General features: G+C 36.7%; 10 protein-coding genes. All 10 read right to left on the bottom strand.

Annotated features, from left to right (window positions below; translation table 11 throughout):
- Positions 1-1344 (bottom strand): cell division protein FtsZ (gene ftsZ / locus ABF281_RS06685; protein ID WP_347180907.1); only part of this gene is annotated, 1344 nt, incomplete at its 3' end.
- Positions 1345-1372: 28 nt separating this feature from the next.
- Entirely contained in the window at positions 1373-2716 is a 1344-nt protein-coding gene (ftsA, locus tag ABF281_RS06680; protein ID WP_347180906.1) for a cell division protein FtsA, read from the bottom strand.
- A gap of 7 nt (positions 2717-2723) precedes the next feature.
- Positions 2724-3353, bottom strand: coding sequence for a hypothetical protein (locus ABF281_RS06675; RefSeq protein WP_347180905.1), 630 nt, complete (start codon positions 3351-3353; stop codon positions 2724-2726).
- Positions 3354-3442: 89 nt separating this feature from the next.
- Positions 3443-4804, bottom strand: coding sequence for a UDP-N-acetylmuramate--L-alanine ligase (gene murC / locus ABF281_RS06670; protein WP_347180904.1), 1362 nt, complete (start codon positions 4802-4804; stop codon positions 3443-3445).
- Positions 4795-5898 carry an undecaprenyldiphospho-muramoylpentapeptide beta-N-acetylglucosaminyltransferase gene (gene murG / locus ABF281_RS06665; RefSeq protein WP_347180903.1) on the bottom strand — a complete coding sequence of 368 codons (1104 nt, stop codon included), beginning with the start codon at positions 5896-5898 and terminating at the stop codon, positions 4795-4797. The genes murC and murG overlap by 10 nt, the downstream gene beginning before the upstream one ends.
- Positions 5895-7115, bottom strand: coding sequence for an FtsW/RodA/SpoVE family cell cycle protein (locus tag ABF281_RS06660; RefSeq protein ID WP_347180902.1), 1221 nt, complete (start codon positions 7113-7115; stop codon positions 5895-5897). The genes murG and ABF281_RS06660 overlap by 4 nt, the downstream gene beginning before the upstream one ends.
- Before the next feature lies 1 nt (position 7116).
- A complete protein-coding gene (murD, locus tag ABF281_RS06655) occupies positions 7117-8451 on the bottom strand; it encodes a UDP-N-acetylmuramoyl-L-alanine--D-glutamate ligase (RefSeq protein ID WP_347180901.1) in 1335 nt (444 codons plus the stop codon).
- A 32-nt stretch (positions 8452-8483) separates the two neighbouring features.
- Positions 8484-9698, bottom strand: a complete 1215-nt coding sequence (gene mraY, locus ABF281_RS06650; protein WP_347180900.1) for a phospho-N-acetylmuramoyl-pentapeptide-transferase — start codon at positions 9696-9698, stop codon at positions 8484-8486.
- The gene (locus ABF281_RS06645) at positions 9698-11161 is read right to left on the bottom strand and encodes a UDP-N-acetylmuramoyl-L-alanyl-D-glutamate--2,6-diaminopimelate ligase (RefSeq protein ID WP_347180899.1); all 1464 of its coding nucleotides are present in this window, start codon (positions 11159-11161) and stop codon (positions 9698-9700) included. Before ABF281_RS06645 ends, mraY begins: the two co-directional genes overlap by 1 nt.
- A 1-nt stretch (position 11162) precedes the next feature.
- Positions 11163-11294 (bottom strand): PASTA domain-containing protein, encoded by a 132-nt coding sequence (locus ABF281_RS06640; RefSeq protein ID WP_347180908.1) that lies wholly within the window; start codon positions 11292-11294, stop codon positions 11163-11165.
- Positions 11295-11307 lie beyond the last annotated feature (13 nt).

Below are 11307 nucleotides of genomic sequence, written 5' to 3'. Positions count from 1 at the left end.
TGTAGAAAACAAATCTGGGGTAACGTCATTAATGATAAACTCATTCTCATCTAAAAGTTCGAATCTATCTTCATTTTTCACCTCACCTAGCACCTCCTCAAATTCAACCTCAATATCATGAACCGCTATTGTAGCATCTTCAAAATTCTGATCTGTTGTTTTTCTCGGGGCAAACACAACATCCTCTTCGTCTTCAAACAATTGGTGGACAACTTTTTCTTCTCCAGCAGTTTCTCGTGCAACAGGATTGATTTCCTTTTTTACATAGGGCTTTTCTTCTTCAAAATTATAATGAGCGGTTTGCTCTGTGTTTAAGGTGTGGTATACTTTTTTCACCTCTGTATTGGTGATATCTTTTTGTTGGTCTATGGCAAAACCAGTAGCCACAACGGTTACAGAGAGGGCATCTCCTAGGGCATCATCTTCACCAACTCCCATGATAATATTGGCTTCGTACCCAGCTTCTTGTTGTATAAAGTCGTTTATTTCTCCTATTTCATCTAACGTCACTTCAGCTTCACCGGAGACAATCAATAACAAAACATTTTTAGCACCCCTAATTTTATTATCGTTTAACAGTGGTGAATCCAACGCTTTCATAATGGCATTTTGAGCTCTATTTTCACCTGCTTCTTTTGAGGACCCCATAATAGCAGTTCCACTATTAGACAAAACAGCTTTGGCATCATGTAAATCTATATTCTGTTTGTAATGATGCGTAATGACTTCCGCAATTCCTCTAGAGGCCGTAGACAACACCTCATCCGCTTTTGAAAACCCTGCTTTAAATCCTAAATTCCCATATACTTCTCTTAATTTGTTATTGTTAACAACAATTAATGAATCTACATTTTCTCTAAGCTCATCAACCCCTTTTTGAGCTTGTTTTGCTCGCATTCTACCTTCAAACTGAAACGGTATCGTAACAATCCCAACTGTTAAGATATCCATTTTTTTTGCAATGCTCGCAATGATAGGTGCGGCACCAGTACCTGTACCACCTCCCATACCAGCAGTAATAAAAACCATTTTAGTTTGGGAAGTCAACATTTTTCGAATTTCCTCAATACTTTCTTGTGCAGCTTTTTCACCAACTTCAGGATTTGCTCCTGCCCCCAACCCAGAAGTTAAACTTACTCCTAATTGAATTTTATTAGGAACTGGACTATTTTGCAAAGCCTGTGCATCTGTGTTACAAATCACAAAATCAACCCCTTTGATGTCTTGGGAAAACATGTGATTTACGGCATTACTACCTCCTCCACCAACTCCTATGACTTTGATAGAACTAGATTGTGTTTTTGGCATATCAAATGCTACATTATTAAATGGTGTGTCGCTCATTATATATATGGGATTTATATGGGTTTTATTATTCTGCTTCGTTTAAAAAATCTTTTAACCCAGAAGTAAATTTATCTAGCCACGATTTTTTAGAAATTGTTTTCTTTTGTTCAACAACCCTCTCAGGTTCTTGCTCTACTTCCATTTCATACGCTTCTTCAATTTTCTCTTCAACCTTCTCAAAATCAGGATCTTCAAGCTCTTCTTTTTTTATGTTTTCTAACCCTTTCATTAGCAAACCAACAGCTGTTGCAAATACTGGACTAGACAAAGACTCATCTGAACCTCCTGCCAAATGCTCGTTTGGATAACCAATTCTAGTATCCATACCTGTAATATATTCTACCAACTGCTTAAGATGTTTGACTTGAGCTCCACCTCCTGTCAAAACAATTCCAGCAATTAATTTTCTATTTTGTGATTCGTGTCCGTGATTTTTTATTTCTAAATACACTTGTTCAATAATCTCACTCACTCTAGAATGGATGATTTCAGATAATCTTCTTAGAGTAATCTCTTTGGGCTCACGTCCTCTCAGCCCTGGAATAGAAACAATTTCATTTTCCTTATTTTCTCCAGGCCAAGCTGAACCAAATTTAAGTTTCAACAACTCTGCTTGTTTTTCTATGATCTGAAGCCCTTCCTTTATGTCATTGGTAACTACGTTTCCTCCAAAAGGAATTACGGCAGTATGACGGATAACTCCGTCTTTGAAAATCGCCAAGTCTGTGGTTCCTCCTCCAATATCAATCAATGCCACTCCTGCTTCTTTCTCTTCATCACTTAAAACAGCTTCAGCAGAAGCTAGCGGTTCCAAAGTAATACTAGACAGTCCAAGACCTGAATTTGTTACGCACCTCCCTATGTTTTTGATCTGAGAAACTTGACCGACCACTACATGGAAATTTGCTTCTAACCTTCCTCCATACATTCCTACAGGCTCCGAAATATCAGCTTGGCTATCTACTTTGAAATCTTGCGGCAATACATGGATAATTTCTTCTCCTGGCAACATCACCAATGTGTGTACCTGGCTGATCAAATGATCAATGTCTTTTTCCTCTATCACATCTTCTGCATCTTGTCTAGTGATGTAATCGCTATGATGGATGCTTCTTATGTGATGCCCAGCAATACCAACAGTAACAGTATCAATTTTTAGTCCTGATATATTCTCAGCTTCCTCAACTGCTTGCTGTATAGATTGTATGGTTTGTGTGATGTTATTGACAACACCTCTTTTTACGCCAAGACTTTTTGCTTTCCCTATCCCTAGCACTTCAATTTTACCATACTCGTTCTCACTACCTATCATGGCAACAATCTTTGTTGTTCCGATATCTAGTCCAATAGCAATGCGGTTATTTTCCATTTTTACCTTATTTTGAGCACACAACTTGATTGTTGTACTGTAAATCTATTTTTTTAAAAGTAGCAGACAAACTATCATTTTCCATGTAGTTATAAAACACTTTTAACTTCTTAATTTTTTGAGCGGTGTTAATTAATTCGCCAAACAATACTTGTTGATGGTTGAATCTGGTTTGCAACCAGTAACCTTGTTCGTCTTTCTTAATGGTCACCACTAACTTCCTTAAAAACATATCGTCATGTATTCTTTGAACAAGTGGAAACACCTCATCTGTATTTATATAACCGTTTTGGTTGTTTAAAATAGGGACTCTAGCTGAATAAACTTCAGACATTGGCATTTTCTTACCCTCCGAATCAATATAAAAAACTCCCTGTTTGTTATACTCTCGAGCAAATGGTTTGCGTTGTACAACACTAACTCTAAAATCTCCTACAACACCTAACGACACCTCTACACGTTGGATCATAGGGTGTGTTTCTACTCTTTGCTCCAACTCTTGTAAATTTATTAATGATTTTGATTGGTTTACAACTGTCCTACCTTTTTGTATTAACAAGTTATTAACCATTTGATGTGTCAAAAACAACGGATCTGTATCTGCAAAAACAACTTCAACCTCTTTTACTTTTCGCATCCTATTCCTTTTAGAGGTAAAACCCAAAACAAACACGATTAATACGAAGAATAAAATAGTCTTTATGTATACCCAATATTTTTTCATTATCAAGAGACTTTTTTTTCTTTTCGATCATCCAAAGCCGCTTTCACTTCTTCAGCCAAAACACCAATATCACCGGCTCCTAACATCACAATTACTGTTGCGTCTGTACTCTTGATATCATTTACCGTAGCCGATTTGGTCTTTAACGATTTCTTTTTATGCCTTATTTTATTTAGTAGCCATTTCGAATCTACCCCCTCAATCTGAACCTCTCTTGCTGGATAAATATCTAGTAAAATTACCTCATCAAAACTTGACAAACTCCTAGCAAAATCGTCAGCAAAATCTCTCGTCCTGGTATATAAATGAGGCTGAAATATCACCAATACTTTTTGATCTGGATACATTTCTCTTACCGTGTTTTCTACGGCCTCAATCTCTGCTGGATGATGTGCATAATCATCAATCAAAACCAAATCATCCTGTTTTATTTTATAAGAAAATCTTCTTTTGACTCCTTTGTATGAACTCAAAGCCTCTTTAATTTCTTCTAAACTTAAACCCTGTTTTTCTGCCATAGCAATTGAGACCAAAGCATTGGAAACATTGTGTCTTCCTGGCAAATGAAAGATTATATCCCCGATAAATCCATTTGGAGTTTTTACATCAAACACAAAAGAACCTTTCTCAATTCTCACTCGCTGAGCAATATAATCTGCATTTTCTTCCACTGCATACGTAAGCCCGTTGACAGGGAGTCCTTTTTTAACAATCAAGGTGTCGGATACTTTACCTGCAAAATCTTTGAATGATGCTTCTAAAGCCGATTGCTCTCCATAAATATCCAAATGGTCAGCATCCATATTAGTGATACAGGCTACATTTGGGGATAATTGCAAAAAAGAGCGATCAAACTCATCAGCTTCCACAACTGAGATCTTATCTCTTCCCAAGATTAAATTGGAATGATAATTTTCGGTTATACCGCCCAAAAAAGAAGTTGCTTGCGTTCCACAAACATGCATGATATGTCCTAATATAGAGGATGTCGTTGTTTTTCCATGGGTTCCCGCAACAGCGTAACATATGGTGTTTTTTGTGATCAACCCTAAAAGGGCCGCTCTTTTTAATACTTGAAATCCTCGCTGCCTGAAATTGGTTAATATTTTACTGTCCTCCGGAATCGCAGGGGTATAAACTACTAATGTTTTGTCAAGTTGTAAAAAAGGTGCTTCAACAGATACAATGTCATCTACAAATGAAATTGCTACCCCTTGTTCACGCAAACGATTGGTAACTTCGGTTGGTGTCTTGTCATACCCTGAAACCTGTTTGCCATTGGCAACAAAATAGCTAGCAAGGGCACTCATTCCGATACCTCCTATTCCAACAAAATAAATATTATGTATTTTACTTAATTCCACTTGGCTATTTTTTCTATTTCCTCTACAATATTTATCGTCGCTTCGGGCTTTGCTAAACCTTTCATATTATCGCACATTTTGTTTACGCTGTCTTGATTTTGCAACAAATATTTTACTTTGGATATTAAATTTTCCTTTTCAGCTTCCTTCAACATAATCGCTGCATTTACATCTACTATTGCTTTGGCATTTTTGGTTTGATGATCTTCTGCTACGTTAGGTGAGGGTATAAAAATAACTGGCTTTGCAACAATACACAGTTCAGAAACTGAACTCGCTCCTGCTCTAGAAATAATTATATCAGCTGCCGCATAGGCCAAGTTCATTTCTGATAAATAAGCGTGAGTCTGAACTCCTTCCTGTTCATCATAGTTTTTATAATCATCAATGTAAAACTTCCCTGTTTGCCATATGATCTGCATATCCATTGCCAATAAATTCTTCAACTGATTTTTGATCATTTTATTGATCGCTCTAGCGCCTAAACTTCCACCTAATACTAACAACGTTTTTTTTCTATCATTCAATTTAAAAAACTGCTGTGCTTCCTCTCTCTTGGATGAAGCCTCTAGTACATCTTGCCTTACAGGATTTCCTGTTTGTATAATTTTATCCTTTGGGAAATATTTTTGCATGCCTTGATAAGCTACACAAATCTTGTCTACCTTACTTGATAATATTTTATTGGTAATCCCTGCGTAAGAATTTTGTTCTTGTATCAGACATGGAATCCCTTTTCTACTTGCAGTATACAATATAGGACCGCTCGCAAACCCTCCTGTACCAACAACAACATCGGGTTTAAAATGACGAATAATTTTTCTAGATTTCCAAATACTATTGATCAACTTGACAGGAAAAAGCAAATTTCTCGAGGTAAAACTTCTATGCAGGCCAGAAATCCAGAGTCCTTTTATAGAGTAACCCGCCTGAGGCACCTTCTCCATCTCCATTTTATCTAGGGCCCCTACAAATAGAAATTCAGCATCTGAATAACGAAGTTTCAATTCGTTAGCAATGGCAATAGCTGGATATATATGTCCACCTGTACCCCCTCCGCTAATCAATATTTTTTTAGTATTGCTCTTCATCATGACTCTTCAACTTCCTTTAATCCATATAATTTTTCAAGAGGATCCTCACTCTGTGTTGCCAAATCTTCTTCGGTGATATTTGCACTTGCAGAAACACTCAACACCATACCTATAGCTAGACAAGTCATCCAAATAGAGGTCCCTCCACTACTTATTAAAGGCAATGTTTGACCCGTAACTGGCCCTAAATTAGTAGCAACCATCATGTTAATTATCGCTTGAAAGACGACGGGCATTCCCACACCAACAACAAGCAGCTTCCCAAACACCGTCCCAGCCTTTTTAGCCACAACATAAATTCTAAACATCAGCAGAAAATAGGCCAACACAACCACTCCAGCGCCAAACAATCCGTACTCTTCTACGATAATGGCAAATATAAAATCTGAGGATGATTGAGGTAAAAAATTCTTTTGGACACTTTTGCCAGGGCCCTTACCTGTCAAACCACCAGTAGCAATCGCTATTTTTGCATTCTCTACTTGATAACCTTCCTTAGCCTCTTGGTCTGAGAAAGATTCTATCCTACTCACCCATGTATCTACTCGGTTAGGCATCAATCCTGGAAATGCTTTTGCTGTCAATCCAAATAGCATCAGAAGAAGGACCCCGGCACCTATAATTCCTGCTAAATATTTTACAGGATACCCACCTACAAAGCACAAAAATACAATCATCGTAAAAACGATGGCAGTCGTTGAAAAATTTGCTGGCAAAATAAACATCAAAACCAAAGCAATGGGCAACCACAAACGCCATAAACTCTCCTTGAGATCAATAAGTTCCTCTTTCCTTTTGGCTAAGTATCTTGCTGTAAAAACCATCAACACCAAACCTGCTAAAGTGGAAGTTTGAAACCCCACACCAATGATAGGAATTCTTATCCAACGTGCTGCGTTGGCTCCGCCTATTGTAGTCCCTTGTGCTAATGTGACTATTAACAAAATAATGACCAAAGGAATCATAACAAGCGAAACACCACTGAAGTAACGATAGGGCACCCTGTGAACAAAAAGCATAATTGCAAACCCCAAGACCAACAACACTGCATGCTTGATTAAAAAGCCAACAGTCGTTCCATTTCCTGCTACATAAACCAAATTGGTACTCGCACTATATACTGGCATAAATGAAAACAAGGCCAGTACCGCAACTAGCGACCAAATAAAGAGGTCACCCTTGATATATGATTTGATTTTTTGTAACAGTGAACTCATCTTATAAATTTCTTACTGCGTCTTTAAATTTTCTTCCTCTATCCTCGTAATTTTCAAACAAGTCAAAACTTGCACAAGCTGGTGATAATAAAACGTTATCTCCTTTCTCGGACAATTTGTAAGCGACCCTAACCGCTTCATCAGCACTTGTGGTTTCTTCTATAAAATCAACAATACCCCCAAACGCATTCTTTATTTTCGAATTGTCCAGCCCTAAACAAATAATGGCTTTTACTTTCTCTCTAACCAAAGGGTATAAATCTGAATAATCATTCCCTTTATCAACACCTCCAACAATCCAAACCGTTGGATGGTTCATACACTCTAAGGCATAAAAAACAGCATTTACATTGGTTGCTTTGGAATCGTTGATATAGCTTACACCATTGACCTTCAATACCTGTTCTAATCTATGCTCTGCCCCTTCAAAATTTTGTAGAGATTCCAAAATATTTTGTTTTCTGGCTTTCAGCAGTTGTGCTGCTAAAGAGGCTGCCATGGTGTTTTTTGTGTTATGTTTTCCTTGTAAGGGTAGCTTTGATGTGCTCATTCTTAATTCTTCTTTATTTATATTAATTACGATATCATTTTGATCTAAATAGGCTCCATACGCTAAGGTTTGTAAAATAGAAAATGGAACCAGTTGTGCTTTTGGGCGATATTTTTCTATCCCTCCTATAATTGCAGGATCATCTGCGTCATAGATTAAAAAGTCCGATGCTTTTTGATTTTTAGTGATCTTAAACTTTGACGCTATGTAATTGTCAAATTTATGATTGTACCTGTCTAAATGATCAGGTGTTATATTGGTAATGATTGCAATGTGAGGTCGAAAAGAAATAATCCCATCTAACTGAAAACTACTCAGCTCTAACACATATTGATCAAAATTGTACTGAACAGTTTGCTTTGCAAAACTTTTGCCAATATTACCCGCAACACCAATATTGAAACCGTTTTGTTTCAACAAATGATGGGTCAACATTGTCGTAGTTGTTTTACCATTAGACCCCGTGATACCGACTAGCAAAGCATCACTATAATTGGCTGCAAACTCAATTTCTGAAATGACTGGAATTCCGCTCTTCTTAATGTTTTTTACAAAAGCAATGTGATCAGGAATTCCTGGACTCTTAACTACGATGTCTGCATTGCAAATTAATTCTTCCGTATGTTTTCCTGTCTCATATTCAATACATTCCTCCTTTAATTGTTGTTCATATTTTTTTAGGATCACAGATTTATCTGACACAAAAACATCCATTTCTAACTTTTTAGCTAAAATGGCTGCTCCTATACCGCTTTCGCCTGCTCCTAAAACAACAACTCTTTTCATGTTTGACAATCTTATCTAATATCTTTATTTCCTTATCTCATCTTTAAGGTTACTACGGTAAATACTGCTAATAAAATACCTGCTATTAAAAACCTGGCTACAATTTTACTCTCGTGATATCCTTTCTTTTGATAATGATGATGTAATGGTGCCATCCTAAAAACTCTCCTTCCCTCTCCAAATTTTATCCTTGTGTATTTAAACCAAAAAACTTGAATGATGACTGACATATTTTCTACTAAAAAAACTCCGGCCAATATAGGGATCAATAGTTCTTTTCGTACTGCAACTGCAATAACAGCAATAATTCCTCCAATGGTCAAACTACCCGTATCCCCCATAAAAACTTGTGCTGGATAAGTATTATACCATAAAAAACCGATCAAGCCTCCAGCGAAAGCACTAATATACACCGTCATTTCTCCAGAATTTGGTATGTACATGACATCTAGATAATCTGAAAAAATGATATTACCCGAAACCCATGTAAACACGCCTAAAACAACCACTATTATAGTAGAAGTCCCTGCCGCCAAACCATCAATACCGTCTGTTAAATTTGCCCCATTAGACAATCCAGTAACAATAAATATTACGATTGGAATAAAAACCAACCAAGTATAATCTGCCGCACGATCTCCCATCCAACTGATCACAGAACTATAATCGAATTCATTATTCTTTAAAAATGGGATGGTCGTTTTTGAAGATTTCATCTCCTCTCCAAATAAATGTATATTGGCTATCTTTTCAGAAAAAGGCAACTCCTCTTTCATGGTCACTCCAGGATGAAAATACAATACAGACCCTACAAATAGACCAAGACCTACTTGACCCAAAACTTTAAATTTACCTTTTAAGCCTTCTTTATCTTTTTTAAACACCTTTATGTAATCATCTAAAAACCCTATGCTTCCCATCCATAAAGTGGTAATAATCAAAACAATGATATAAATGTTCTCTAATTTTGAAAATAAGAAAACTGGTATTAAGGTCGCGAGAATAATCATGATTCCTCCCATGGTTGGAGTTCCAGCCTTTTGCACCTGACCCTCAAGTCCTAAGTCTCTTATGGTTTCTCCTATTTGCTTCTTTCGTAAATAATCTATCAATCTTTTTCCATAGATGGTAGACAACAACAAAGAAGTCATAAACGCCAATCCAGAGCGAAAAGTAATAAACTGAAATAAGCTTGCCCCAATCAGTTGATATTCGTTTTCTAAGTAATCAAATAAGTAGTATAACATTATTTATGTAGGGTTTCAAAAGTTTCTATTAATATCTCTCGGTCATCAAAATGAGTTTTTACACCATTGATTTCTTGATAGGTTTCATGCCCTTTTCCTGCCACTAAAATCACATCTCCTTTTTTTGCGAATTTTACTGCTGCTTTGATGGCTTGCTTTCTATCCGAAATCGTCAATACTTTATGTACCTTTTCACCAGTGACCCCTGCCTCCATCTCTTCTAAAATTGAATCAGGATCTTCAGTTCTTGGATTGTCTGATGTCAAAATTAATTGATCACTTAATTCCGCAGCAATAGCTGCCATTTTTGGTCTTTTAGCAATATCTCTATCTCCTCCACAACCCACAACTGTAATGATATTGCTACCATTATTTGCTATATCCTTAATAGTGCTTAAGATATTTCTTAACGCATCTGGTGTATGGGCATAGTCTACTACGCTTATAATTCCAGTATCAGATCTTCGGTACTCAAAACGACCCTCTACACTTTTTAGTTGACTTAAGGCTGTTAACAAGTCTATTTCTACCACACCTAACAAACTTGCAACCCCGTAGATAGCTCCTAAATTTGAAGCATTAAACCCTCCGACAAGCTGTACCCAAACCTCATGCTGATTGATTTTTAATAACATACCAGAAAAACTCTTTTCTAATATTCTTACCTTATAATCTGCCAATGTTTTTTGGGAATATGACTTTTTAGCCGCCTTTGTATTTTGCAGCATGATCTGCCCGTTTTTATCATCAACATTCGTTAGAGCAAAAGCTGATTTTGATAAATGATCAAAAAATAATTTTTTAACATCTCGATACTCCCCAAACGTTTTATGGTAATCTAAGTGATCGTGGGTAATATTGGTAAAAACACCCCCATCAAAATCCAACCCAAATGCTCTTTCTTGATGAATTCCATGAGAACTCACTTCCATAAAACAGTATTCAACACCGGCTAAAACCATTTCAGATAAATATTTATTAATCGATAGTGAGTCTGGAGTGGTATGGGTAGCAGTAAACTCCTGCTTATCAATCATAACTTTTACTGTAGACAACAAACCCGTTTTAAAACCTAAAGACTGAAACAACTGAAACAACAAGCTAGCCACAGTCGTTTTACCATTGGTCCCTGTAATTCCAATCAATTTTAATTTTTCCGAAGGGTTTCCATAAAAATTAGCTGCTATGACAGCCAAAGCTTTGTTGCTGTTTTCGACCTGTATATACGATACTTCATCGTCAACTATCTTTGGTATTTCTTGGCAAACAATTACTTTAGCACCTAAACTAATTGCTTTTTTGATGTATTGATGTCCATCAACATGAACCCCTTTTTGAGCAATAAACAAAGTTCCCTCCTCAACTTTTCTTGAATCGAAAGCAAGAGAAGTCACCTCAACATCTTCGTTGAAATTGACGTGTTTCAAGAACACTAATTTACTGGTTGTCTCTTTTATATTCATCTCAATACAACACTACTTGCTGACCCTTTTTAATCTTATTCCCTTTAGGAATTGACTGCTTCCTGACATACTCTAAATCCCCTCGTACTGAAACCCTCAGTCCTTTGTTCTCAAGGATTGAAACCGCATCCATCATAGCCATACTT

Origin of the sequence: Wenyingzhuangia sp. (genome assembly GCF_039768515.1) — a bacterium.
In the GTDB taxonomy this organism is placed as follows: Bacteria; Bacteroidota; Bacteroidia; order Flavobacteriales; family Flavobacteriaceae; genus Wenyingzhuangia.
The sequence above is the reverse complement of the archived record's forward strand: the minus strand, read 5'-3'. Positions and strand labels throughout refer to the sequence as shown.

Bases quoted from the DNA above. Each gene is read 5' to 3' on its own strand.
- ftsA (WP_347180906.1), bottom strand. From the start codon at position 2,716: ATGGAAAATAACCGCATTGCTATTGGACTAGATATCGGAACAACAAAG.
- ABF281_RS06675 (WP_347180905.1), bottom strand. From the start codon at position 3,353: ATGCGAAAAGTAAAAGAGGTTGAAGTTGTTTTTGCAGATACAGATCCG.
- murG (WP_347180903.1), bottom strand. From the start codon at position 5,898: ATGATGAAGAGCAATACTAAAAAAATATTGATTAGCGGAGGGGGTACA.
- ABF281_RS06660 (WP_347180902.1), bottom strand. From the start codon at position 7,115: ATGAGTTCACTGTTACAAAAAATCAAATCATATATCAAGGGTGACCTC.
- murD (WP_347180901.1), bottom strand. From the start codon at position 8,451: ATGAAAAGAGTTGTTGTTTTAGGAGCAGGCGAAAGCGGTATAGGAGCA.
- mraY (WP_347180900.1), bottom strand. From the start codon at position 9,698: ATGTTATACTACTTATTTGATTACTTAGAAAACGAATATCAACTGATT.
- ABF281_RS06645 (WP_347180899.1), bottom strand. From the start codon at position 11,161: ATGAATATAAAAGAGACAACCAGTAAATTAGTGTTCTTGAAACACGTC.
- ABF281_RS06640 (WP_347180908.1), bottom strand. From the start codon at position 11,294: ATGGATGCGGTTTCAATCCTTGAGAACAAAGGACTGAGGGTTTCAGTA.